Genomic DNA, 26,592 nt, shown 5'->3' on the forward strand with positions numbered 1-26,592 from the left:
CGGCGTATCTCTATGCGCGAAGCAGCACGCATCCAATCGTTTCCTGATGAGTTCATCTTTGAAGCAAAGCTACGTGAAACGGAGCGCCAAGTGGGTAACGCGGTTCCCCCAGTGCTGGCCTGGCATTTGGCGCAAGCGGTGAGTCGCTTTTTAGATAGATCTAGGAACGTAGTTTATGGAACAGCGAGAATTTGAAAAACTATTAGATCAGGTTGTTGCCAACTTGAACACCGAGCTTGCCTCACATGGTATCTTTACGTCAGCTAAAGAGTTTGAACAGCGTGTTCGTCAAATCATTATCTCATTTGTGGGTACACACGGTGTAGAGGTTGATTTTAGTCCACATCCCCATGCTTTTCCCGATATTGCTGTCGGGAAATTTGGTGTTGAAGTAAAGTTTACTCTGCACAATACATGGCGCAGTGTGGCAAACAGTATTGTTGAATCTACGAGAAATAATGATATTGTTTTCATATATATTGTATTTGGCAAGATGGGAGGTACGCCTGAAGTAAAGTGGGCAAGCTATGATGAGAGCGTCATTCATGTGAGAACCACCCATGTGCCGCGTTTTGAGGTTGAAATAAATCCTAAGCGTTCGTTATTCAAAGAGATGGGCATTACGTATAAGGTATTTAGCCAACTATCAGTCGAAGAAAAGATGAAGTATATTCGTAGATATGCACGATCACGCCTCAAGCCGGGCGAACGCCTCTGGTGGCTTGAAGATCAACCCGAACCTGAACATTCATTACCATTAGAAGTACGTCTCTATACCAGCCTTTCGCACGAAGAAAAACGCAGGCTACGCGCTGAAGCTGCAATCCTTTCGCCAAAAGTTGTCAGTCCTTCCCGTACTAGAAACAAATACGATGATGCAGTTCTCTATATTCTTACCTACCATGGAGTAATCTGTCACCAAGCCCGAGATCTCTTCTCTGCTGGAAGTGTTGCTTTGCGATCAAATGAAGAACGTGGTGGAATATATATACAGAGAGCATTACAAGATATTGAACATGAAATGTATGACGCAGCTATGCGTTTAGAAGACGCACTTTTTGTTGAATATTGGGGTTCAACATACCACCCTCGTGAGCGTATAAAGGTCTGGTTGTGCATGGCGGACATTCATGCACAGGGTTGGGTGCCTTCTGAGGTGTTGTTTCGGAAGGTGTGAACATTTTTACATTGACATCCTCACTTAGTTCCTCTTGAGATCGAACTGCATGCAACAATGCACCCATGGCTAGAACATGCCGATCGCTTGAGCGCAAATCCGCTTCTTGCCGAAGTACGTGAGGCAATCCAAATTCAGCGTGAGCAGGACGAAGAATATGGTAAAGAAGTATGATTCAATTTATTCTTGACAATAATTGCCTAAGTCTGCTATAGCAAGGCCATCCCTTAGTACGAGAATAAGGTTGGAAAATTTGTGTTGGTTCACAAGATCTACGTATTGCTGCTATTGCTCTCCAAGCGGATGCGACATTTAGTTACGCGCAATCAACGCGATTTTAGCCAGACGGTGCCACTTGCCTCGGCATTGGTCATCACCGCATCGCTCTGCGAAGGGCGCTCAAATCTCTGGCAAATCATGCCTGCGCCCTATGCCTGCACACTGTTTGGCGTTGTCCAGAGAATGACTTATAATGGACTTAGCTTTGATCAAGTTAGCGGCTCCTGTACTCGCCAGAGACCATTGTACCAGCAACCAAAAGGATAATCCTATGGCATTGCAATTAGACCGTATTACACCAACTTCCATTGGAGAGAATTACGTATTTAAGGTAGATCACAGAGATGGAACAGGAGAAAAATCACAATGGATCATTAGTCTTGAATTGGAACTCGCTGTTTTTGAGTTTGGATACAGGTGTGATTGGTTGTCCTCAGGGAAGTCATCTCTTTGGTCGCTCTATGTTGTCGAAAAGAAACCATATATCCTTGGTGTTTCTCCACTTTATCTCTGGGATATAGATAATGTCGTCTACGTGTATGATTGGGAAAAGCTCATCAAGAGCATCGTAGACACTCCCTATCTTACGCTGCCCTTTACTTGTGCATTTTCAAGAGGCGACTTACTTTACCAACCAACTGATGTTTCACAATTACTTTTTGGCGATGAAGACATCAAACAAGTAATAGAGGCAAAATTTCATGCTGCATCGCAACGGGAACTAGTGTTTTCCAGGCCTTATTTAACACATTATCTAATGGGTGAACAGGAAAGCCCATTTGCTATAATACATGATGACAGTGCGATTTACAATGATCAAATCTTTGCTATCACCGAGAGTGGCTTGTTTAGTGCTGAAACGCACAAGCCCAAAAAAAACAAGAAGAAAATAAACCATAAAGCTGATAAATTATGGGAAGGAATAGGTACATCCATACAAGTTGGTGCTAGAGCTATTGCCATTGCTGCAGGTAATGACGGTTTATTTGAATACCAATTCCGACACGAACATCAACCAAAACAATTATCCTCGCGACATACCTTGTTTGCAAATTGGGCATTTACCAGTATTTATGGTTCCTCTGATATGGAACCGAGCTATTTAGCTGCTTTCTATTGGCAGCGAGACGATCAATTTGAAGATATCGAGGGTGTTAGACCAAAATACACACGACAATTCAGTGGAATCATGGAAGAAGCAAGGATATTTGGTCAGCAAAAATTCGAAATAGGTTTAAGTTGGGGAAGACAAGAAAAAATGTATCGCGTAAGCTCAACAGGGTTGGAAGCAGTTCGTTTTAAACAAGGGAATCTCACCTCAGATGACAAGACTGCATTTGAAGTACTTGGGTTATTTGACTTAGGCTTTAGTAACGGCACAGAACAGGTTGTATCCGGTGGCATTTCATATTTTGGGGTAATAATAGAGACAGGGGATGGTTTACATGTGATTGAAAGCAGCGGGAATACACATTTCATTCAAGGACCTATGACAAGGTGGCGTGTCTTTCCCAGATCTGTCCAGTATGAGAATTATTTACATGTCATATTGGAAGACAGAATTGATATATATTCCTTTAACAATGATTACTTTGTCAACCAAAGAGAAAAGGCTATTGGGATAGAGTATAAAATAAATCTACCTGTATCTAAGAAATAGGATTTGTTAGTTAGTTGCTTCTGAATTGACTTTTGTAAATGACAGCCGTGGTATCGCTTTAACCCGGTTGAGAGTTTGCGCATACATCGTTATGGCCTTGCGCCTTTATTAAATCCTCGCAGATCATTGGTCTCCTTGGCGAAGCTATAATCCTGTTGTGCTACCGTACTCGACCCTGTTTCGACATAACTGCGGGTTCGACGTTGGATAAGGAGCATAGTGACTATGGCCCACCAACGTGGATTTTGTACATCAGAAGAGCTTACGCAAACTCTTCTTGATGAATTTTACCACACCTTTTAGATTCATTTTTTCCTTAATATCCGGGCCGCTTTCATTACTGCCGGGATCGTTTACTGGTATGTCGGAGAGCGGTGGGCGTGTAGATACTGTTCTCTTTGGTGGTGCTGCCGGAGATGGGGGCGGCGGGCTTGCACTTGCAGGTGCATATGGAGTAACATCGTCCCCTGTAGACCTATTCATGGTAATCGATCCGTCTGTTGGTGTGGCAGGTTTTTCTGTTGACTCAATCGTTTTAGGCTCCGACTTCGTTGGCTTTTCTACTGCCGCAACCTTGGTTCGACGCGCTTTTGACCCTGTATCACGCTCTAGCTTGTCAGGTTTTTTCGTTGACGTAATCGTTTTAGGCTCCGACTCCGCTGGCTTTTCTACTGCCGCAACCTTGGTTCGACGCGCTGCCGACCCTGAATCGCGCTCTATCGCTGCCCGTTTCGCCCTCGGCTTTCGCGCTGGAACCGCCACCGAGTTGTCCACTGCAACCGACAGGCTATCGGTTTCAGTGCAGCGCACTGCAACCGTATGCGGCCTAACGGTGGCGATGACGCTGATCCGTGCCGCGTTCAGCAGGTTTGAGCTATGGGTCACCTGCCGACGGTTCGCCAATTCCTTCAGTTGCGTCTCATGCTCCTCCGCGATCGTGCGAAGGTAGGCTTCGGCGTTCTCGACGTTCCGCTTCCAGATCGGGATGACTTTACGATCTTCTTCACGGTGCGATTGCTGGAGGCGTTGCAGAATCGCTCGATCGTGCGCTAGCTTCTCCTGGCCTGAGTGGAGGCGTGTAGCGCAGTAGCGGTTGATGCGCTGCTCTTCTGCCTGAAGTAGCGGCTCATACTCGGCTTTACGACGTGTACGACGCTCTCTGAGCAGGCGATTGAGGACTATTTGGGCCTGATCGTGGGCCCGCTCCACTCGTTCGGCCCAGTCGGCACTCTTGAGGATTACTTGGGTCTGCGCGTGGGCCCGCTCCACTCGTTCGGCCCAGTTGGCACTCTCGCTGCCAGTTATTCCCGATGTCGGCTGCTCCCACTCCCTGCTTTCCAGCAGCAGGTTCGTGATCTCCGGACGATAGCTTCCCTCGTCATCAATCGCAATAACAACTAGCGATCGTGTCGTATGCACCGACCGCTCTTCGATGATGAAGTTGAACTGGAATCCTGTGAAAGCTTCGTGTGCATCACTCCGAATCGTGCGCTGCGTCACAGCACCACGCGCAAACGTCTCGGATGTGCCATAGGCAATCAACGCATCAAAGAGGGGATGTCCAAACGAGCCATACTCAAATTCCGGGTTCTCCAGCGCCTGTTGGTAGTCAAAGGTGATCTCAAAGTATCGCTGGCGCACCTCGGGCAAGATGCCACCGCTGGCCTTCCCTAGTTTGACCGTGAGTGAGCCATCATCCTGGAGTTCGACCTGGGCACCAACCTGCTTGAGCATCAGCCTGCTCCAGTTTTGCATCACCTCTAGGAGACGATGCTGCTCCTCTTTGTCAAACACGACCTGAGTCTGTTGGTTGAAGCTGCGTAGATCAACCACAAAGTCGCGTTGAGCCTCTTCAATCTGTCGCGCTTGCTCGGTGTCGCGTTCAAGTTGGGCTGCTCTACGTTCGAGGGCTGCATCGAGCTGATCGAGCGGCGTTTCTAGCACGATCTTCTGGATATCTGACTCAAGCTCGCCCAGAATCGGATCCAGACCACCCACCGTCTCCTCGAAGATGTGGATGCGCTGCGAAAGCATATCGAGCACCCGGTCCTCAACCGTACCCTGCTGGGCAAAGTTGCAAATCAGCACGTCTCGCCTCTGCCCGATGCGGTCTATACGCCCGATGCGCTGCTCAATCTTCATCGGATTCCACGGCAGATCGTAGTTGACCAAGACGGCGCAAAACTGGAGGTTACGCCCTTCACCGCCAGCCTCGGTCGAAATGAGGATCTGGGTGGCACCGCTACGGAATTGATTAATCGCGTAGTCTTTCTCTTTGGGGTTCAGCGATCCATGAAATGTGCCCACGCGCCAACGGCTGCGGAGTTGGCCCTGAAGATAGTGGAGCGTATCGTAGAACTGCGTGAAGATAAGTACCTGCTCCGTAGGGTTACGGCGGAACAGTTCATAAAGGAAGTGACTGAAAGCGACAAACTTGGTATCCGTTTCGACAGATGCCGCAAGGCGGCGCAACTCCTCGAGGCTGCGGCGCTCGATCATGATTGCTGCCGGATCCGTGCCGAAGGCAACCTGATCCGTGCGATTGAGGATTTCATCCAGATCCTCATCCTCACTCCATGCCGGCAACGCCTCAAGTTCGCTCATGGCGGCCTGTAGTTTTTGCAGACGCCGCTCGATTGTCACCCGCAATGCATAGGTGCAGCTCGTCATGCGGCGCTGGTAGGCGACTAGGAGGAATCCGACCACGCCACGGCGACGCCGGTCGAGTTGGCTGTAGGAATCACGCACGTAGGCGGTCACGGCAGTATAGAGGGCGCGCTCCTCAGGACTCAGCGTAACCGGGATGATGTGCGGCTGGCGGTTGGTGAACTTCCCAATCACCCGCTTGCGGTTGCGAATCATGACTTCGCTAAGCAGGTGGCGCTCGGCGAGCAATTGAGTGAGCCGCTGGCGTGCGGCGGCAGAGGTGCCGAGTTGCGCTACGAGATCGTGGTGCTCTTTCGGCAGTTGTGTACGCAGACGCGCAGCAAGCTCCGGGCTGTGTGTCCCACCGGCCTGATCGCAATGATCGAGTGCCTTCATCAGTTCGTTGATATGGCGATTCACCTGGCGCTGGCGCTCGAAGTGCTCATAGTTCTGGAACAGACCACAGTCGAGCAGTTCGACGAGGGAGAAGAGTTCGAAAGTTTGAAGCTGCATCGGCGTGGCGGTCAGGAGCAGGAGTCCACGGGTGCGCTCACTCAGGCGACTCACAAAACGATAGAGTCTAGTTGTCTCACGGCGGTCGCCGCTTGTCTGTCGTCGCCGTGCGTGATGCGCCTCATCTACGACGACGAGATCCCACGGGAGGTTGACGATCTCATCCCAGAGGCGTTCGTTATGCTCAATAACGCCGTGAGAGAGAATAATGTTGTCTCTGAGCAGCCAGGGGTTGCTTCGTGGTGCCTGATTACGCAACTCACGGAGTACACTCGCATCATACACAGTGAAGCGCTCGTTGAACTTCTGCTCTAACTCGGTACACCACTGAAAGGTGAGGTTTGCGGGTACGATCACGAGCACTCGGCGCAGTGCGCCACGCGCTCGTAGCTCTTGAATGACAAGGCCAGCTTCAATCGTCTTGCCCAGGCCAACTTCATCGGCTAGGAGAAAGCGTGGCCGCGGGGCCGTGACGACCCGCTGGCCCACGAAGATCTGGTGCGGGAGCGGGTCGATGCGGGCCGTAGCCCCACTGCTCACCAGGGTCTGACGCGAACATGCCAGGTAGTGTGCGGCGGTGCGAGCGTAGAAGAGCTCCGGGTGCTCAAACTGCTGCTTGACCAGCCCCTCTAGCGGGTCGTCAACCATCTGAGGGCCATAATCGTAATCGGCCAAGCCACCTTCAGCGACGGTCACGGTATCACCAGAGATCGAGAGTTGCACCATGTACTGGTAGAGATCACTACTGGTTATCACATTCAGCACCTTGCCCACCAGCCCTTTGTGGCGCACCATCACCAGGGCACCAACCGGCCAAGCAGCGCGACAGAGATCCTGATCGCAACACCCGAAGGTCTGCTGCTGGCCACTGTCAAACGCCACGGTCACCTGTCTGGCATCGATCCGATCAACAATCCCAAGACCATGGCGCTGGTGGCGCACACGGGCGTCAAGAATCAGATCGAGGTATGATGATTGATTAAATGTTGGAATTGGCGTCGTCTTTCATAGTCGGAGTAACGATGGTTACATAGGCCAAGGCCAATAGTTATTCTGAGGCGAAGACTGATCGTTTTCGACTGAGGTTACCGAGGCGAAGATTACGTTCGGCTTCGAGAGCCTCACGTTCACGCCGGGCGGCAGCAGCGCGCCCTTGGGTTGCGGGGGCGATTCGGCGTTCCTTTGGATCATTGCTCTGCTGCTGTTCTGCGGCGAGGCGATCGAGCCGCTCCATATCGCGGGTTCGTGAGAGGATGTTGGCCGCGTAGTAGCGCTGAAGCTTGCTTACGGTATGCTCATATTCGCGGCGGTTCGCGCCCTCCTGTACCTGTTGCTCGCGCATCCGTGCCCGTGCGGCTTCTGCCTCGATCACGCTGCGACAATGATCAACTGCCGTGTCAGAGAGTCCGTGATGCTTACTCGTCACTTCGGTTGGTTCCGCATATGCCAACAGATCGAGCGCACGCGCCGCAAGATCAGGGAGTATCTGACCAGCAATGGAGGTAGCAACGGCCTGGATCTGGCGATGTGGTCGTATGCCTTCAAAAGTAAACTCGTAGAAGGAAATGATGACCTGTTGAGGAGCAAACTCAGTGCTGCAAAGCGTCACATAGCCAATACGTCCGTCAAAGGACTCATCAAGGCAGAGATCAACGACGCGATCAAGCACGGGATGCCCGAAGGCCACAAAGTCCAACCGATCCTGACGCTGGGCAATCTGGGCATCGAAGGTAACGTGATAGCTATCCTTCAGGCCATCACGCATGCCAACGCTCATCTTCGGCGGGATGGTCAGGTCAAAGATGCCCTCAGCCCGTTCGCGCACAACGCCCCCAGCAAATGTGAGGTACTGCTTCATAAACCGACACACATCGTCACTCGTGAAGGCCGGTCTCCGGCCCAGAAGCGCATCGGCACGGTCGCGGCGAAAGCTGCTGGCATCCAAGAGCATATCGGCGAGCCGTGCTTCCATCTGCTCGACCTGATGTACCCGATCACTGACTTGTTGCTCAAACTGTCGCATGCGTGTAGCGGGATCGCCATCGCTGTCAAACATGAAGTCACGAACATCTTGCTCAATGCTCTCGAGAATTGGATCGAGGGCGCCTACGATCGACTCGAAGATGTTTATGCGCTCATGCAGCACCTGAAGCACCCGCTCCTCCAGCGTATCGGCAATCGACAGGTTAATAATCTGCACCGGTGACTTCTGACCAATACGATCGACGCGACCAATACGCTGTTCAATTCGCATGGGATTCCATGGCAGATCGTAGTTGACCATGATGTGGCAGAACTGGAGATTGCGCCCTTCGCCGGCGGCCTCCGTGGCGATCATGATCTGGCATGTCTCACGAAAATCGTCAATAGCTTTGTCTTTATCTGGAGCGCTCATCGCGCCAGAAAAGACGCAGACCTGGTACAACGGATCGAGGAGCTTATGCAGATAGGACAACGTCTCGGTGAACTGGGTGAAGATAAGAACCTTCTCGTTTGGGTCGTGGAGAATCTCAGCAAGTTCGGTCATTAGCCCGCTCGCCTTGGCATCGAGCGCGATCTTCGCCAGTTTTGCCGCGAGAGCGTGAAGCTGGTTGATCTCTAGGTCAATAAAGTTCGGATCCGAGATCGCAACAGCTTCACCGTAGCGATCGAGCAGCAGGTCCAACTCTTCGGCCTCGTCTTCTGGGAGTTCACCCGTTGTACGCTGTCGCACCAGGTTGCCCGCACGCTTGATAGCTTGTAGTCGCTCGATGCGTCGCAGAAACGACCTACGCAAAGCGTAACTACTACTTGTCAGGATCTTGCGGTAGGTAACCATGAGAAAGCCAAGCGCATTGTTCCGATCACGAAGCGCAATGTTGTACCACTCCTGAAGATAGGCCGTGACAGCGTGGTAGGCCTCCCATTCAGCATCGGAGTACGTCACGCGCCGTACGCGGGCGCGACGTGGTTGGAGGTCATCGAAGATGATCCGTTTGCGATTGCGGATGAGTACCCGCGTCAGGTAGTGGGCGTCGGCAAGGCGGGCCTTGTACTGCTCACGACCTTCAGGGCTTTCTAGAGCCACATACATATTCACCGGTTGCTCTTTGGATCGCTCACTCGCTGTCAGGGCGGCAAGATCCTTGGCCAGTGCAAAACGCTCGGCATCATCAAGTTCGTGGTAGCGATCAAGCCGATCGGCGGCCCGGTTGAACTGAGGGATCTTGGTGCGATATTGATCAAAGTCGTGGAAGGTTGGGAAGAGGGTGGGGTCGAGAAGCTCGATCAACGAGAAAAGCTCATAGGCGTGAAGCTGTAGCGGTGTCGCCGTGAGAAGCAGAAGTGAAGTTGTGCGCTTCTGGAAGCGTTGGGCCATGCGGTAGGCCGCTGAGATTTTGCGCCCGTCAAGGTCACTTGCGCCAGCGTTCCGTCGCCCTTCGAGTGAGCGGCGCAAATGGTGCGCTTCATCAAAGATCACCAGATCCCACTCCTGAGTCAAGAGTGGTTCGAGATGGCGCTCGTTGCTACGCAGCATGTGCAGCGACGTCACAATCGAGTTGTGACTACGCCAGACCTGCTCAACATCACCGCCACAAAAGGCAATATGTGCGCTCAGATTGGTGCTGTCAATTCGTGTAAAGATCTCATTGAATTTGCTGCGTAACTCGTCAACCCACTGGGAGACCAGACCAGCGGGAGCGATGATCAGCACGCGTTGGGCCGCACCCCTGGCCCGCAACTCCTTCAAGATCAGTCCGGCCTCAATCGTCTTGCCCAGACCAACCTCGTCGGCAAGCAGAAAACGGTGGGGATAGTCGCGGAGCACCTTGTCGGTGACGAAGACCTGATGGGGTAGGAGTTCGATCCGAGCATTCGAGAGGCAGGCAAGCTGATCGTAACGATAAGCGTACTTGAGATGCCGCGCCTGCAATGCCAGCAGGAAGCGGTGACTATCAACGCTAACCCCCTCGCACAGTAGATCGAAGAGATCCGGTTCGAGTACTTGGGGGCGGATGTTCGACTCAGGGATGCCCTTGCGCCGGTTCCCGAAGAGCGTCTGGTAGGTCATCTCACCATCGTACTCTTGCACACTCTGGACAATACCGAAGCAATTCTCGGTGATAGCGAAGATCTGATCGCCGGGTGCGTAACGATGGCGTATGAGATCACCAAGAGCGCAGTGTTTGATCACTTCATCGCGGCCATAGAAGCGAATAATGGCGACGCCTTGATCATGATCAACCCGTTCAACGCTGCCAATGCCCCATTGCGGATAACTCTGATGCTTGACCAGGGCGCCCTCAATAAGCTGTAGTTCATCCACGCTGTTGCACTCCAAGGGAGGGGTTGGGGAGGGCGAAGCCCTCGATCCTAGGGTTCCCAGAAACATTATCTGAAAGACTATCATGAGCATGTATTCAGTATAGTCATGAACAGACGCGCAAATGCGACTTGTTTACGCTATAATTGGTAATGTTGTGACTTATGGGGTACAGTGCGGCTATCCATGGGCATGTCAAGCGCGTACTTCACCTAAGTCTACAAGTTTGCCATTACCAGCCCAGCGTCTCGCCATATCTTGCAGCGTATGAGGATAGACATGTGTTTTGCTATCTGATATTATTGACTTTAGGGAACGACCACCTACCCCCCGATACCCCATGATCCAAACAACCACCGCTACCATCGCTACCGCGCTCTCTGGCTACCTCGCTGCCCAACTCCAGGGGCGCACCAAGGCGCGTGCCTTCTTTCGCATCTCCGGCTTTCACGATGCCGTCTATCGCCAGTTGCTCGATCATTTTGCCCAACATAATTGGTACCTGCACGAGACGCCGCTGGAGGTGCGGAGTATTGATCCAGTGGCGGGCCACGAGCAGTGTGTGGTTGATCCTGGTCGCTCGGCTACCTGGTATCGTAACAATCCGCCCAAGGGCCACGCCCTTGTGCTCATCCAGAATCGCCTCTCCTCCGATGCCCAGAGCCTCAAGGATCTCTTCCCCGTCACCGAACTCTCCCTTTCGCGTGAGGGTCTGCCCCAACTGCTTGCTGCGTGCCTGCGTAACTACCAGTTGACCAAGAGCGAACGTGAGTTGCTGATGAAGTTTGTGCGCCGTAGCGCCGCTCTGCACCGTGAGCCGCAGTTGGCTGATCTGACTGAGTTTCTGCTGGCGGTAGACCAGTTGCTCCATCGCCAGCCCGGTATTGGTGTTGCGCGGGCTATGGTGCAGTCGTTGCACCATTTGGGCCTCTTCTGTTGCCTTGAGTTGGAGCACCACCTCAATACGCCGCGTGGTGATACGTTGCTGCGTCAACTTAAGCAGGCGGCGCGCATTGGCAGTGAGGTGCTTGAGGAGCGTCTCCGCAATGATTATTTGCAGCGCCTGGCCCAAGCGCCCCTTGATGATGAGATGGGCGGCATGGATCGCGAGCAGAAACGCGAGTTGATCAGGCGTTTCATTGAGGGCGATCTGCGCGATGACTATGCCGCCCGTCGGCAGGTCTACCAGATTGATTGGCGCGAAATGCAGCATGTCATTACGCTCAAGAGCCGCTTGCGCCGCGATGAGAAGCTTGTGCAGGTTGCATCCCAGTTGGCACAGGCTTTGGAACCAGAGGCGGCCACGAGCGCCGAGGTGGTGCAGGATGTCCTAGCCGACCTGCGGGCCGGGCGTGAGCCTGATGATGCGGCGATTGACCAGTTGCTCACCGATTATGAGGCGCACCTCGAACGACCGCTCCGCAATGCGTTGCGGAGTATGCTTAAGCAGCGTCATCGTAAACATGGCGATCTGCTTGTTGGCTTGACCACCTTGGCGGTCGAATTGCTGATGCCGCTGCAAGCACAACTTCAGGCAGGAACGCAATTGCATGTCAATCCCCATGTGCCAGATGAGCTTGATGAGCCGAAGCAGAAGGGCAAGGGCAAGGGCAAGAGGCATACGCTGCGCCACGCGATTGCGACGCTACGCACGCTCTATGGCGGTTGCACGAGCCATATGCCCGCGTTCACATGGAACTTGCAGCCCCTCTGGGAGCTCGAAACGGCTCTGGCCAATGCCGCCGACGACGATGGTGATGAAGCGGAAGAGGAGCGGCTGGCCAAGTATGAGTTGAGTTTCAAACTCAGTGTGCTGAACGCCAGCGGCGAGGAGTTGGCCCGTGGTGAATTGGTGTGGCTCTACCGTTCCGATAGCCCCGCTGCACTGACGATGCGTGCCCTTGAGTCGGAGTATGCCCAACTTCAGGCGCAGGGCCAGGCGGCGACGCCACGGCTGCGGGTGCCGCTCTTCAACACTTGTCCTACCCACGGGCAATTGGGTGACCTCGATCTCAGCCATCCGATCCAATCTTTTGGCAACTGGTTCGAGCAGCCGGGCGATCTGCGCGATCGCTTGGAGCAGCAACTTGCTCCCCGCACCCGCGAGACTGTCCTTGCACCGCTACGCGCCAGCCTGAGCCAACTCGAAGCCGCCTGGGGCCAGTTTGTCGCCATTGCCGCTACCGACGGCCTCTTGGCTGCCGATCTGCCAATGCTGCTGACAGCCTACCAAGATTTCCTTGCAACCAGCCTAGAGCAATTGCGCTCGCCCCAAGAGATGAAGGCGGGCTTTAAGTTGCTCAACCAAGCCTGGATCGTTGGCCAACCCAACTTTCCCCACTGGGCGCTGATGCCGCTTATGCATCCGCTCAAATTGCACTGGTGGCACGAGCGCGCCCGCTATTTCAACCAGGTTGTTGCCCAACTGCTGAATCCAGACGTGATCACGCAGATTGTAGATGAAGTGCGCTACCGCCGCGAACTGGTTGCGACCTATAGCTCCAGTGGCAACCCCGCGATCCTGACGCTCGCTGTGGGCGAAGGCCGTCCGGCTGTCCACTTCGTTCCCGCCGAGGAGACTGAGGGCTACGAACTCTTCCTGCGCGAACGCGAAGAACACGAGACCCTCGGCTGCGATCCGGGGGCGTTGGCCGAGGACGAGGCCGATCTGGCGGCCCAACGGGCGGTTGAGAGCATCACGGCGGTAGTGCAGGACTACATCGAGACCTACCCCTTTGTGCGTGATGGGCTGGAACTGCTGCTCTTCGAGTGTCGCAATGCGGCCCTCCCCGGCTTGCTTGTCCAGCAACTCACCCGCCTCAGCCAGCGCCACAACTGGCAGTTGCGCCTCGCGGTGCAGGTTCACACCAGTAACCGTGGCGCGCCCCTCTTTCGCCGTGTGAGCGCGTGGGTCAAGCATGAAGCGGCTGGCACCGAGCAGCGCACGGGCGCCTACTTCCCGCCCGTCAGCCTCAAGGTGCTTGAGGTGCCCGCCGATCGGCTCTGCCAGTTGCGCGAAGATAGCGACATCGTGATTCTGGCCGATGTGCTGGCCAGCAAGGGCCAACACATCAGCGCCGAGTTGCAGCCTTGCACTACGCCCGACCTGCCGGCTCCCGGCTATCTGCCTACCGCACGCGCACTGCAAGAACCCTTTCAGGAGGGGGATCTCCACCGACGCATCCTGCTCACCCCGCCGCAGCAACCCACCGTTTTGCGCCTCTTCCATCTTTGTCAGTACGCGGCCCATGCAAAGATAAACCGCCCCTTTGCGCTCACCTCTGAAGCGCAGTTCTACCGCGAATTGAGCCTGGATGAGTGGGAAATGCAGTTGGCTGAATTGCACCAGCATTTCAACTGGGTGATCTGCTACGATCCAACAATTGACCGTTTTCTGCTCAGAGCCGCCTTTGCAAATCAGGTGGAGGTGATTCGCTACTCGCTCGGCTTAGGGGCCAAACGTCAGCACAACCTCACTGTCTCTTCGGCTCAAAGCACCAAGCAGCTCGTCATCCGCCGCCTCGCCGCCCGCCTTGCGGCGCTGCTGCCCAACACCGAAGCGTCCTTCCTCGACCAAGTGGCTGAACAACTGGTGCGCCATGCCAACACTGTTTCGGGCGACATCGTGCTACGTGCCGCCGGGCCGGGGGCCTTCCTCAATGAACTGATTGGCCTTGTTGCTGCCAAATTCGCCACCGAACGGCGCTACGCAGCCAACCAGCCAAACGCACTCACCACCTGGATTCTGCTCGACGACGTTGAACACTGGTTCAAAAAGAAATTCCCCGATATGCTCTTTGTCGCGGTGAAGCGCAACGCCAACGGCGGGCTCCACCTGCATCTCGAAATCCTTGAGGCCAAATGTGTCGGCCAGATCTCCTTTGAGGCCGAAGCGCGCGACGCTGAAGAGCAGGTGCGCTGCGGTGTCAACCAACTCGCCCCCGCCTTCGCCCCCGGCAACCAGCACCTCGACGCGCTCTACTGGTACGACCAACTCTACCGTGCGCTTGTGGGCAGCATCGTCGTGCCTCATGCAGCGCAGCCCTTGTGGGAACTGCTGCGCGATAATCTACACCAAGGCAACTTCACCCACGCTATGAGCGGCCACATCTGGGCCTTCTGCTACGACGGACAGCTCGGTGCTAACAACCAAGCCCAAACCTACGCCGTCGCCACCCGCGCCAGCGATGCCCCCGATGTAGCGATCTACGCCCACCACTACGGACGCAACGATCTCTGCCAACTTTTGCGCGACCTGATTGAATCTGAAGGTGATGCATCCTTTGGCCCTCACCCCCTGACCCCCTCTCCCGCTTGCGGGAGAGGGGGAACCGCGCTCGATGAAGGTGCTGCACCCTTTGACCCTCATCCCCTGACCCCTTCTCCCGCAAGCGTTTATGGACAGACAGAACATGTGGTCACTGCCGCAAAAGAGCGCAAAGGAACGCAACAAAACAGCGGTGCCTTCGCCCCTCTCCCACAACGTGGGAGAGGCGATGCCCGGTTGGTGAGCCTGTCGAACCAGAGCTTGTCGAAGGGGGTAGGGGGTGAGGGCCACCCTGAGCCTCGCCACAACCTAGAGGAACACGAGGCAACCCTCCCCCCCTCTCCCACAACGTGGGAGAGGGGGCCGGGGGGTGAGGGCCACCCTGAGCCTCGCCACAACCTAGAGGAACACGGGGCAACCCTCCCCCCCTCTCCCACAACGTGGGAGAGGGGGCCGGGGGGTGAGGGCCACCCTGAGTCACCCGCGTCCTCGCCCCCCGCGTCCCCGCCTCCCGCGTCCCCGCCTCCCGCATCCCCGCCTCCCCCTGCCTCCGCCTCTCTCGCTAGCCAAGCCCGTGAACTCCAACGGGCCTTACGGCAGCGCGGTATCCAGGTGCAGCCAATTGATCCGGCGCAGGCCGATATTGGGCCGAGCGTCATTCGCTTCAAATTCCGGCTCAGCGGCAGCGAGAGCCTCAAGAAGCTTCAGGCGGCGGCGGTCGATCTCGCCCGTGACTTGGCGCTCATTCGCGCCCCATTCATTGATAATGTGGCTGGCACCAACTTTGTTGGCGTAGACCTCCCGCGCAGCGAGCCAGAGCTTGTGCCACTCCAACCACTGCTGAGTGAACTGCCGACGCCGGGGCCGGGGCCGGGCGAACTGCCCATTATCATTGGTAAGACGCCCGATGGCCGCCTACAGATTGAAGACCTCGCCACATTCCCCCATCTGCTCGTCGCTGGGGCGACCAATTCGGGCAAATCGGTCTTTCTGCGCAGCATCCTCCTTGGCCTTATGGCCCAATACCAGCCCGGCGGTGTCGAGTTGCTGATCGTAGACCCAAAGCAGACCGACTTTAGCTTCTTTGAGGGATTAGCCTATCTGCGTGGCGGCCAGGTCTTCACCAACGCCCAAGCGGCCAGTGAAGCCCTCTTGGAACTGGTACGTAGTGAAATGCCCCGTCGTCAGCAACTCATGCGCGGACGGAGCATGAAACTCAAGGAGTTCAACGAGCGCTTTCCCGCAGAGGCCCTGCCGCCGATTGTCGCCATGATTGACGAATATGCGCAACTGCTCAGCATCCAGAGCAAAAAGGATGCCGAGAGCTTCGAGCGCGACCTCATGAGCCTCGCGGCGGTTGCACGGGCCACCGGCATCCACCTCATCCTGGCCACCCAACGGCCCAGCGTCAACGTCGTCACCGGCACGCTCAAAGCCAACCTCCCGGCGCGCATCGCCTTCCAGGTGCCAACCAACAACGACTCGCGGGTCGTCCTCGATCAAGGCGGGGCCGAAAATCTGCTCGGACGGGGCGACATGCTCTTCCGCCGTCCTTCGGGCGAACTGCTACGCCTGCAAGCCCCTTTCATGGACGAAGTGACGATGCAGGCGTGGGTGAAGGATAGATGAAGGATAGATGAAGTAGAAAAGTGAAGCAACCTTTGCTAGAGCGTGGCGGCGTCTCGACCAAACGTGAATTGTCGCGTACCCTCAGTGGCTATGATGAACAGATCCAAGCCTACTACGAGAAGATTTTGATGCGTTGGCCGAAAGCAACGCTGACGAAACATAACATTATTCTGTACGAGCGCAAAGGTAGTACATTTCGGCTCAATTTTCATCTGTCAGATGCCGAATTGGTTGAAGCAGCCAAAGATCTCTGTGAACAGTTGATGATGAACGCAACTTACAGGCTCTCTGCTACCGCTGTAATCGCGCCAAGCGCGATCAAGACACTACCGACTTCCGTCAACCCCGTGGTAAAATTATTCGTGATCAGCCGGTTGGGTACAATCTATCCAATGTTTCAGTGCAAAAATTGACTGGTAAAGCATTAGCAGAGAAACTCTTTGAAAAGCTCATTGATGAACATTCAAGATTGATTGAAGAAGATAGTACCGAGGCTTTGGATATACGCATTGTAGACATGATAGACACGTTGATGGCTATTGCTACCAATGAGGGCAAAGCAGAACAAGAACTGCTCGAATTGCTGCAGCAGCGTCGGGCGGAACTGGGCCGCCTAGATACTGGTTTCTATCTGGATGATCATGTGGCATGATCGGCTGGTGGGGCTGTTGTCTATAGGTATAGGGCTACGCCCAAGTCGTTGGGGCTACGCCCCAAACCCACTTTTGTGTTGCTGTTTGGCGGCTTCGCCGCCAAACAGCAACACAAAAGCTATGCGGGGGCGGCGAAGCCGCCCCCGCAGGTTATGCAGACCTTGACGAAATGGCACGCTAAGGCTACTATACTCGTTAACCCTGAGCGTGCAAATGAAGAGGCTGCGGCAGTGCTGCCCGCTCTCTGCTCGCTGGTGTTTGTCCCTGATCTGGTAGAAGCCTGCGTACCCACGGACACACCTATGCTTACCGAACGCAGCACCCTCGCGGTCGGCAATCCGCTTTTTGCGAGCTATCCGCTTGATGATGCTTTTGATGAGATGTTTGATGCGGCGGGTAAGGTGCGTCCGCACTACCGTCCGCTCTATCAGCGTCTCTTGGAGTTGAGTGCCGCCGACCTGGAGGAGCGTCAGCGTTTCGCTAATCTGACGTTTTTGAACCAAGGAATTACCTTTACGGTCTATGGGGATGATGAGGGTACCGAACGCATCTTCCCCTATGATCTGCTGCCCCGCATTATTACGGATCGCGAGTGGGCGGTGATTGAAGCGGGGTTGAAGCAGCGTATCCGTGCGCTCAATCTCTTTTTGCACGATATTTACCACGAGGCGCGTATTCTAGCCGATAAGGTGATTCCGCGTGAGTTGGTCTATACCTGCCACCATTATCGCCGCGAGATGCGCTGGGTGACGGTGCCGCAAAAGGTGTATACCTCGGTTGTGGGTACCGATTTGGTGCGTTTGCCTTCGGGCACCTTTGCGGTGCTTGAGGATAATCTGCGCGTGCCGAGCGGGGTGAGCTATATGCTTACCAATCGCGGGGTGATGAAGCGTGCCTTTCCGCGCCTCTTTGCGAATGTGGGTGTGCAGCCAATTGACCACTATGGCCAGGTGTTGCTGACGACGTTGCGCTCTTTAGCGCCACACCAAAGCCTTGAGCCGACGATTGTTGTGCTTACCCCCGGTGTCTTTAACTCGGCCTACTTTGAACACACCTTCTTGGCGCGCCAAATGGGGGTTGAGTTGGTTGAGGGGCGTGACCTGCTGGTACACGATAATGTGGTCTATATGCGTACTACGGCGGGGCTGCGCCGCGTGGATGTGATCTATCGCCGGGTGGATGATGATTTTATCGATCCACTCGCCTTCCGTAACGATTCGATCCTGGGTGTGCCTGGGCTCTTTAATGCCTACCGCGCCGGCAATGTGGTCTTTGCTAATGCTGTTGGCACTGGTGTTGCTGATGATAAGGCGGTCTATGCCTATGTGCCCCGGATTATCAAGTACTACCTTGATGAAGAGCCTATTCTGCCCAATGTCGAGACCTATCTCTGCGATGAGCCGGATCAGTTGCGCTTTGTGTTTGAGCGCCTCGATCAGCTTGTGGTGAAGGCGGTGGGCGAATCCGGCGGCTATGGGATGCTGATTGGCCCGCATAGCACTGCTGCTGAACGGGAGCGTTTCCGCGCACGCATTGCGGCCAATCCGCGCAACTATATCGCCCAGCCAACGCTGCAACTCTCGCGTGCCCCCTGCTTCATTGAGGGCCGCGTTGATCCGCGCCACGTTGATCTGCGGCCCTATGTCTTGACCAGTGGCGACCAGATTACCGTGGTGCCCGGCGGTTTGACCCGCGTGGCGCTGCGTCGTGGCTCGCTGGTGGTCAATTCTTCGCAGGGCGGTGGCAGTAAGGATACGTGGGTGCTCTTTGATTGATATGATGGGGCTACGCCCCTAAAACTTGTTGTTGGGGCTGCGCCCCCATACGCATTACGTTTAGGGCTGCTGCCCTAAAACCCGCGTTGGGGCTACGCCCCAAACCCCCGCCGGGGGTTTAACGTAATGCGTATGGGCTGCGCCCCAAAACCTGTTTTTCTTTCGTGTTGGCGGCGAAGCCGCCAACACGAAAGAAAAAGAACGCTTCGGGGAGGCTTCGCCTCCCCCGAAGCCCCAGCGGGAGGCTTTGCCTCATGCGTCTGGGGCGCAGTCCCATCCCCTTAATTTCATGGAAAAAACAATGATGAGCGATCGAGAGCAACGACGCCTCGATGCAATTGATGAGTTTCGGCGGGCCCGCCGCCGGGCGCTAATCGAGGATCTGTTGGCATGGTTGCGTGGTCAACCGGACGACCTACTTGATTTTGAAGAGGTACGCCAGCGCATTGGCGACTTGGGTTGGGCTTCGGCTGGTCTGCGCGAGATTCCGTTGAGTGAGATTGTCGGCAGTGTCGGGCGCTACCATGAGTTTACGCGCCACTTCCTGCCGCGCCAAGACTCCGATGAGGCGCGTTGGGCCAATGTGCGCGCCGCAATGGCCGAGAACCGCCAGTTGCCTCCGATTGAGGTCTATGAACTGGGCGGGCTCTACTTTGTCAAAGATGGCAACCACCGCGTCTCGGTGGCGCGTGAGTTGGGCTTTAGCCACCTGATGGCCCTCGTGACCGAGGTGCGTACCCGTGTCACCCTTGACCCTGATGCGACCCTTGATGATGTGATTATTGCTGGTGAGTATGCGACGCTCATGGAGGCAACGGGCCTCGATCAGGCCCGTCCCGACCTTGATCTGCGGGCTACTGCGCCGAGTGCCCACCAGGCTATTGGTGCCCTGATCGAACAGGAACGCCGGCGCCTTGAGCGCCGCCGTGGCCAGCCGGTTACGCTGCAAGATGCCGCGTGCGTCTGGTACGACGAGGTCTATGTCCCGGGGGTTGAGTTGATTCGTGCGCGTGGGCTGCTGCATGAGTTTCCTGAACGCACCGAGACCGACCTCTACGTCTGGGTGGCCCGGCGCCAAGCGGCGCTCGAAGCGAGCCTGGGTTGGCCGGTGGCTACGCATACCGCCGTGGCTGAACTGGCCCGCGAGGGGGGCAGTCGGCCTGGCCGCATCCTTGCGCGGGCCAGCGAACGGCTCTTTGATGCCTTCATTCCCGAGACGATGCGGGGCGGCCCCGAGCCGGGGGTCTGGCGGCGCGATCACCTGCCCACCCATGCCGACGAGCGCCACCAGGGGCTCTTCCGCACTATCCTGGTGCCGCTCGCGGGGACACCCGAGAGTTGGAATGCGCTCGATCAGGCGTTGGTGCTGGCCCAACGTGATGATAGCAGGCTCTGTGGGTTGCATGTGGTGGCGAGCGATAGTCCTGCCCCAGCAACGCCCGATGTGGCCGAACGCTTTGCCGAACGCTGTGCAGCGGCTGGCGTGAGTGGTCGTTTGGTCTATGAAGAGGGCAACATCGGCAGCCAGATCTGCGAACGGGCCCGCTGGGCCGATCTGGTGGTGGTGCATGTTGCCTATCCGCCGCCACCGCGCCCCCTAGCGCGCCTACGCTCCGGGTTGCGCGATCTGATCCAGCGCTGCCCGCAGCCCATCTTGGCCGTACCTGGGCCACCTGCGTCGCTCAAGCGCGCCCTTGTGGCCTACGATCACGGCCCGCGCTCGCACGAGGCGCTGATTCTTGCGGCCTACCTCGCGCTGCGCGACGACCTCTCGCTGGTGGTTGTCACTGCCGACGAGCATAACGAGCGGCTGAGTGAAAACCTGATCCGCGCCCACAACTACCTTGAGCAACAGGGCGTGGTGGCGGGCTACGTGCTAGACCGGCGGCCCACTGGCGAAGCGATCCTCGCTGCCGCCGCCGAGCATCGCTCCGACTTAATCATGATGGGTTGCTACGGTGCCCGTCCCGCCTTCGAGATTGTGCTAGGCAGTACACTCGACTATGTGCTGCGCGAGAGCCGCTTGCCAGTGTTGATCTGTCGGTGAGCAGAGGTGCAGAGAATTTTATCACTTTTTTCACCACAGAGGCACAGAGGGTAGGGGGCGAGCAGAAACGCAAACAAACAGCTAATTGCCTAGCGGTTTCACCCCGCCGCGCCGCGCAAGCCCAAAGCCAACGCGATAGAGGTCGGGCATATTGATCCGGCCATCATGCATCATCTCAAAGATGCCCAGGCGCGTTACATCATCACGCACACCGGCCCAACCAAGTTCGGCATGCTGCGGAGGGAGACGATTGCATGCGGCGGCGCCTGGCCCCTGCGGGAAGTGTTCAAGCCAGCGTGCTTCAATCATCTCGAAAGAGCACGGGACCGTCAAGCCATACAGAGGTGCCATGAGGGTCTTTACCCAGGGGTAGTCCTCAGCCAGTTCGCTCACGCGAATCTGTGAGGCGCTCTGTACGCCTCGCTTGATACTTTCATAATGCAGCGCGTAGGTGTGGTCAGGATACCGTTCAGTGGTGTCTTCAGCAGCAGCGCGAATGGCCTCTAGGAACGAGCGGGGCGATGTGCGCCCTCGGCCATCAGCCAGGTGACTCACCGACCAGACATAGGGAACGCCACGGCGACGGTCTTTGCCCATCCATGATCCGGCTAGTGCGGCAAAGAGGGCGCGTTGCTTTGCACTGTCGCGTTTTGCTTGCTCGGCGAGTTGCCAGACCCCATCTTCCTCTCGCGGCGGGGTGCCAATTGCGGCAGCATAGATTGATCGCAACAACGTTCCATAGCCATCCGGTGCGTTGCAGAGCATCTGCCAGAGCAACCCGTGGAGATCGTGCGGTGCCCAGGTCAACTCAGTCTTTGTTGCCAAGAGCTTTGAAGCATCGGGGAAAGCGGTAACCGTCCGATCAAACTGGTCTTCACGCAGAAAGACTTTGGCATGCAAGCGAGGGTAGGACTTGAGCCAGAGCACAACCCTCAGGAGCTCTCGGACAATGCTGTCCATAGTTTGCCACTCGGCACTTGTACGATCCAGCGCGTCAAAGACGATCAGCCCGTGGCGCTGTTCTGCCGTAAGCTGCTGATTGGCATGCTGAACGAGTCGCGCCAATGCTTCAGGGTTATGTTGCACCCACGCGACGGTGGCCGCCCAGCTTTCGCTCGGCACAAACTCAGTAGTCAGCGTGGCAAGCCAGCGTGCGATAACGGCACGCCATAGAGTATAGGGCGGTGTCCCCTGACTCATGAACAGCGCAAACACGTCGCTATCAGGAAAGGCTTCAATGTGCGGTGTGACGGCGAAACCGACATGGACAGTGGTGCGCTCCAAATCGCGCACAGTTTGGGCGAGCAGTCGCCGTAATGGCTCAGCCCTCAATGCTGCTGTCCAGAAGGATTTGCCTACGCCACGAGCGCCAACCACCAGGTTGCTTTCAAGACGTAACGCCTTCGTGTGCGCCGGTGGCACGTACATGAAGCGACGATCCGGATTTTCACCATAATGTGCCGTCGTTAACGGCAATGCCGCTACCAGCGCATGCCGGATGTCTTGAGGATTCTTCATGGATTGGGCGCTTCCTCGTTTGCAGCGACCGCACGTATGCCAGCAATAAGTGGGCCAAAAATCGTATCAATCTCGGTAGAATCAACACGTTCTATGCGCCCGTGGAGTGAGCGCACCGCAGCCCAGTTGCGATGCCAGCGTACCGCCCACGGAGCATGGGGCGCAGCCTCATCAGCCCTATCGAAACTCCACAGGTCTGCGGCAACTACGCCAGCAGGCACACCGTCATAGAGTTCCTCAGTAAAGGTATCCCACGCCTCTTCACGTAGCCTTTCGAGATATATCGTATGGTCAAGCTCAGGGATCATTGCGCCAACAAGTTGCAAGCGTTCGCGTATAGATCGGGTTACGCCAGCGTTGCGCCAATGGCGAAACAGAATACGGTATCCTGTCCAGGTCTGTTCAGCATGAATAGCAAACAGGAGTACCAGATTTGCCCCAAGATCAGTCACGCATGCTGAAGCAACTTCATCGATGCCAGCACGCGAGTCGATCAAGATGACATCTGGCTGCCAGCGTTGCTCCAGCGCATTCATCAGCCGTTGCAGACGCTGCGACCAGCCCTCACGGCGACCTTCGATGCTCACCTTTGGCATCCAGACACGTCCAAGTTTCGCAACATATTCACCCGGATCGCGTCCGTGGGCCGGTACGACATAGATTTCACCATCATGTGCGAGGGTGCTCGTCGCAACCATCTGCTCAAACACAGTATCACCATTGTCAACCAGATCCTCAACGAGCCAATCAGCGATACCGTAATCTAGGCGGCGCTCATTTGGCAGCAGCGCCGATGAGAGGCCCGGCGCTTCGAGATCAAGATCGAGTACGAGTACACGCTTCCCCTGTTGTGCCAGCGCCCAGGCAGAAGCTGCCAGTGCGGTCGAACGCCCAACGCCACCCTTAATTGAAAAGAAGACGATCCTGGACGCCCCGGTTGTCGGAGGAGCAATCGAAGCCCAGTTAGTTTCTGTCGCAAGCCGGTCAACGACGCGAATACCATCCAGACCATCAAGGGTGAAGCTCGGCAGCCCATCAAGCACAGATTCTAGCTGCTCCTCAAAGAGCAGCGTGCGATCTGGCGGAAAGGCGTGGGGGCCAAGCATCGCGGTCATCTGCTGCGTGAGCGTTGTAAGCAGCGCCATCGCCTCAGGGTCATCACGGATCGTCGTTTTGCCCACGATCAGCCGTACCCGACTGTTCAGATCACGATTGACGATCAGCGGGCCAAGCCGAGCCAGTGCATCACCATGGGACTGCAAAAGATTCCTGATGGTCGGCACAATCTGATCGAACGTTGTCATAACAGCCCCTCTAAGGCCGCCTTCTTCACAAGTGTACGCACAACATCCGCCCCAGTACGATGTGGCGTAACCCGCGCTTGCTCAAACTCGCTCTGATGAGCGTAGCGTTGGGATGCGTTCCAGTCATCGAATGGATTGTTTGGAGGTAACCCATACCTGAAGCCCGCAACATGGCCCGAGCGATAGGTCTCGTAGCGAACCCAAATCTGTTCAATGTGTTTACGATCATGCTGCTCTTGTGGCACCCCATGAACTCCGGTCTGCATACCAAATGCCAGCATCAATCGCTTTAACCCACATTCTGCCGTTATTCCATACAAATGGTCAGCATTCGCCCAGCGCGATGCACCGAAGAGACGCTCTGCGTCATCCCAGTGACGTTGATGGGCGTCATAGAAATCGGTTTGCATACTTGTTTTCCAAAAGGGTTACCGCATCAGTAACACGAATTTTCGAGGCTAGAACGAGCAATATGCTCCTTCAATGCTGCCCTATGTTGCTCAAGCTCTAAGGTGCGCCCGGGTGTAGGGCACCGCCCTAGAGATTTTGATCACACCCGTTTCATTAGGGCTGCAAATCTTGAGTTATCACTATTGAACTCTAATTCTAGTAGGTTCGACATCCTCGGCAAACCAAGTGTCATGATTTAACATGGGGTTTACGTATTGCCCCTCTATCTCGCTAGTACTACAACGAGAGAACATTCAAGCTACTTCGCAGTCTGGAGCGATAAAGTGCAGGTTAGTACGTTTGAGCGATAAAAGAGATATGGCATCCCAAAGCCTTGCTCAAACAGGTCTCGTTGTAGTGCTAAATATACGCATTCACATATACATAAAAAGATCATAATAATTGTCAAGAGGATTTTTCTCTTTGAATGTCAAACCAGAGTTTAAGCACTCGACGAATACATATAAGCTGAATTTCAAGATCCTGTGGCCCTAGTGAAGTACTCATTTTTTGTGCGGCAGCTTGACCATGGGCAAAATTATTGCCAATGGTACGAAGTACATGCAGATATTGTTTGGCCCATTCCGGCACATCGTACTTCGGTTTTTGAAGCTTTCTAATTTTTCCGTTCAGGTCTCCTTTCTGGTCTTCAAGATTAAGAAGATCATTCACAATGGCATCAGCGAGATCGCGCCCAGTGATACCAAATCCAAGCGGGGTAGCATTATCATTAAGAATAAGTTGTTGTAAATCATCAAGTACCTTTATCGGATTCATTTGCTGTAACATCCTAATTAACCCGTCAATATCGTACTTAATAGAGTCAACTAAATCACCTTTAGGAAGCAGTACTTTAACTCGTCCGAGATGCTCATCCATCGCTTCAGTTAACTGTTGCGCTTGGTGGGATTCATAAGCTACAAAGTGTATCTGTTGTGTCCCACTCGATCGCAATAGATGGGCGGTTGAGAGTTCCAGTAATATCTGCATTACGGCGTGTGGATTGTATTTTTGATTACCAGTTCCAAGCATCGGAATTACTAATTCTTTAACTGGCACACCACGAACTTCAAGGATCGAAAGCACTGCAAAAGCATCTTCGAGCGATTGACGAATTGCCCGTTCATGCACATCTACGTTAGGATCCAAGCGAGATCTAGGAGAAGTCTCTACACAAAGGATACGTTTACACAGATCAGTAGAAATAGGATTTGAAACCCAACAATGAAATTTATTACGCAAATCCAAATAACAATCTCTTGCCAAATCTTCAACATTAATTCCTTTCCTGAGAAGGCTTTCAATTACAGTTCCTCTTGTGGGTTTGTAAGATTTTTTTATATGAAGATATGAAAAAAATATCGATTTCATTTTTAATAAGTGTAATATCTCCACAGTAAAGAGTGAATGATTTATACCCCCAAACTGTTCGTATCTCTACTAAATTCACTTGTTCGAGAGATTTTTTCATTGTTGTGACAAACCTTTCATGGTCGAGACAACAGTTTAAGTATACGCGCTTAACACCATAAAGTCAATAATATCAGAGAGCAAAAACCATGTCTATCAGTACTATGCCAAATGACACAATAAGCAGGGGTGATTTTATCATCTTTGGCGGTTCATCACGTTGATTGCGCGTGACCAATGTCGCATCCGCTACCATATTCTTCATCCTGCTCACGCTGAATTTGGATTGCCTCACGTACTTCGGCAAAAAGTGGATTTGCTCTCAAGCGATCAGCATGTTCTAGCCATGGGTGCATTGTTGCAGGCAGTTCGATCTCAAGGGGGACGATGCGTGCCGCTTGGAGACGGTGAGCGACCAGTGTACGGAGTTTGGTGAGGGCTTCGTTCTCCGATTGGCCTTGAGCAGCCATCATGGGCATGCCAATCAGAGATGCGGTATAGATACCCTCAGCTTTTGGTTCAATTAATACGTACATTGTCATGGGTAGTTCATTAGGGGCTGTCTGAAAAGTCGGTCGCTACGCGGTGGAGTGCCGACTTTAGCCGGCTAAAGCCGGCACTCCACCGTGTGCCACGTAGCATGGTTAAGTGAGGATGTCAATGTAAAAATGTTCACACCTTCCGAAACAACACCTCAGAAGGCACCCAACCTTGTGCATGAATGTCCGCCATGCACAACCAAACCTTTATACGCTCACGAGGGTGGTATGTTGACCCCCAATATTCAACAAAAAGTGCATCTTCTAAGTAAAAAGCGACTCACCGCTTGCGCCAAATGCCAGGCCAGCACTGGGGGAACTGCGTTACCCACTTGGCGCTCGGTCTCACGTAGCTTTGCTTCAAAGATGAACTCATCAGGAAACGATTGGATGCGTGCTGCTTCGCGCATAGAGATACGCCG

The 26,592-nt window shown here is 54.7% G+C and carries 16 protein-coding genes; 8 read left to right on the forward strand and 8 right to left on the reverse strand.

Features of this window, described 5'->3' with window-relative positions; all coding sequences use genetic code 11:
- The 3 genes from CJ255_RS13565 to CJ255_RS13575 form a co-directional block, all read left to right on the forward strand.
- On the forward strand, positions 1-195 hold a 195-nt coding region (locus CJ255_RS13565; protein ID WP_165774709.1), incomplete at its 5' end, for a DNA cytosine methyltransferase.
- Positions 176-1,177, forward strand: a complete 1,002-nt coding sequence (locus CJ255_RS13570; protein ID WP_097644644.1) for a restriction endonuclease — start codon at positions 176-178, stop codon at positions 1,175-1,177. The genes CJ255_RS13565 and CJ255_RS13570, both read left to right, overlap by 20 nt.
- 484 nt (positions 1,178-1,661) lie before the next feature.
- Entirely contained in the window at positions 1,662-3,116 is a 1,455-nt protein-coding gene (locus tag CJ255_RS13575) for a hypothetical protein (protein WP_217352443.1), read from the forward strand.
- Positions 3,117-3,368: 252 nt separating this feature from the next.
- On the opposite strand, the gene CJ255_RS13580 is transcribed toward CJ255_RS13575, so the two are convergent.
- Positions 3,369-7,217 (reverse strand): DEAD/DEAH box helicase, encoded by a 3,849-nt coding sequence (locus tag CJ255_RS13580; protein ID WP_097644646.1) that lies wholly within the window; start codon positions 7,215-7,217, stop codon positions 3,369-3,371.
- Between the two features lie 106 nt (positions 7,218-7,323).
- Positions 7,324-10,581, reverse strand: a complete 3,258-nt coding sequence (locus tag CJ255_RS13585) for an SNF2-related protein (protein WP_165774710.1) — start codon at positions 10,579-10,581, stop codon at positions 7,324-7,326.
- 337 nt (positions 10,582-10,918) lie between these two features.
- On the opposite strand from CJ255_RS13585, the gene CJ255_RS13590 reads away from it, so the two are divergent.
- The 5 genes from CJ255_RS13590 (at position 10,919) to CJ255_RS13610 (ending at position 20,949) form a co-directional block, all read left to right on the forward strand.
- A complete protein-coding gene (locus CJ255_RS13590; RefSeq protein WP_097644648.1) occupies positions 10,919-16,474 on the forward strand; it encodes a DNA translocase FtsK in 5,556 nt (1,851 codons plus the stop codon).
- Between the two features lie 20 nt (positions 16,475-16,494).
- Positions 16,495-16,887, forward strand: coding sequence for a hypothetical protein (locus CJ255_RS13595; RefSeq protein WP_097644649.1), 393 nt, complete (start codon positions 16,495-16,497; stop codon positions 16,885-16,887).
- Positions 16,875-17,126, forward strand: coding sequence for a hypothetical protein (locus tag CJ255_RS13600; RefSeq protein ID WP_124681937.1), 252 nt, complete (start codon positions 16,875-16,877; stop codon positions 17,124-17,126). The genes CJ255_RS13595 and CJ255_RS13600 overlap by 13 nt, the downstream gene beginning before the upstream one ends.
- A 303-nt stretch (positions 17,127-17,429) precedes the next feature.
- Entirely contained in the window at positions 17,430-18,902 is a 1,473-nt protein-coding gene (locus tag CJ255_RS13605; RefSeq protein ID WP_097644657.1) for a circularly permuted type 2 ATP-grasp protein, read from the forward strand.
- 301 nt (positions 18,903-19,203) lie between these two features.
- Positions 19,204-20,949, forward strand: coding sequence for a universal stress protein (locus CJ255_RS13610; protein WP_165774711.1), 1,746 nt, complete (start codon positions 19,204-19,206; stop codon positions 20,947-20,949).
- A gap of 81 nt (positions 20,950-21,030) precedes the next feature.
- Here CJ255_RS13610 and CJ255_RS13615 read toward each other — a convergent pair whose 3' ends face one another.
- The 6 genes from CJ255_RS13615 to CJ255_RS24915 form a co-directional block, all read right to left on the reverse strand.
- Complete coding sequence (locus CJ255_RS13615; RefSeq protein WP_097644652.1) at positions 21,031-22,467, reverse strand: hypothetical protein; 1,437 nt, start codon at positions 22,465-22,467, stop codon at positions 21,031-21,033.
- Positions 22,464-23,771, reverse strand: a complete 1,308-nt coding sequence (locus CJ255_RS13620; RefSeq protein WP_097644653.1) for a ParA family protein — start codon at positions 23,769-23,771, stop codon at positions 22,464-22,466. The genes CJ255_RS13615 and CJ255_RS13620 overlap by 4 nt, the downstream gene beginning before the upstream one ends.
- On the reverse strand, positions 23,768-24,181 hold the full coding sequence (locus tag CJ255_RS13625) for an SAM-dependent methyltransferase (RefSeq protein ID WP_097644654.1): 414 nt from the start codon (positions 24,179-24,181) through the stop codon (positions 23,768-23,770). The genes CJ255_RS13620 and CJ255_RS13625 overlap by 4 nt, the downstream gene beginning before the upstream one ends.
- Positions 24,182-24,626: 445 nt before the next feature.
- On the reverse strand, positions 24,627-25,616 hold the full coding sequence (locus tag CJ255_RS22790; RefSeq protein WP_124681938.1) for a macro domain-containing protein: 990 nt from the start codon (positions 25,614-25,616) through the stop codon (positions 24,627-24,629).
- A gap of 230 nt (positions 25,617-25,846) precedes the next feature.
- Positions 25,847-26,173: a type II toxin-antitoxin system HicB family antitoxin gene (locus tag CJ255_RS13635; RefSeq protein ID WP_124681939.1), complete on the reverse strand. Its 327-nt coding sequence runs from the start codon at positions 26,171-26,173 to the stop codon at positions 25,847-25,849.
- Positions 26,174-26,415: 242 nt separating this feature from the next.
- Positions 26,416-26,580 carry a DNA cytosine methyltransferase gene (locus CJ255_RS24915; protein ID WP_500681116.1) on the reverse strand — a complete coding sequence of 55 codons (165 nt, stop codon included), beginning with the start codon at positions 26,578-26,580 and terminating at the stop codon, positions 26,416-26,418.
- Between the last annotated feature and the right edge of the window lie 12 nt (positions 26,581-26,592).

It is taken from the genome of Candidatus Viridilinea mediisalina (assembly GCF_002532535.1).
Taxonomy (GTDB): Bacteria; Chloroflexota; Chloroflexia; order Chloroflexales; family Chloroflexaceae; genus Viridilinea; species Viridilinea mediisalina.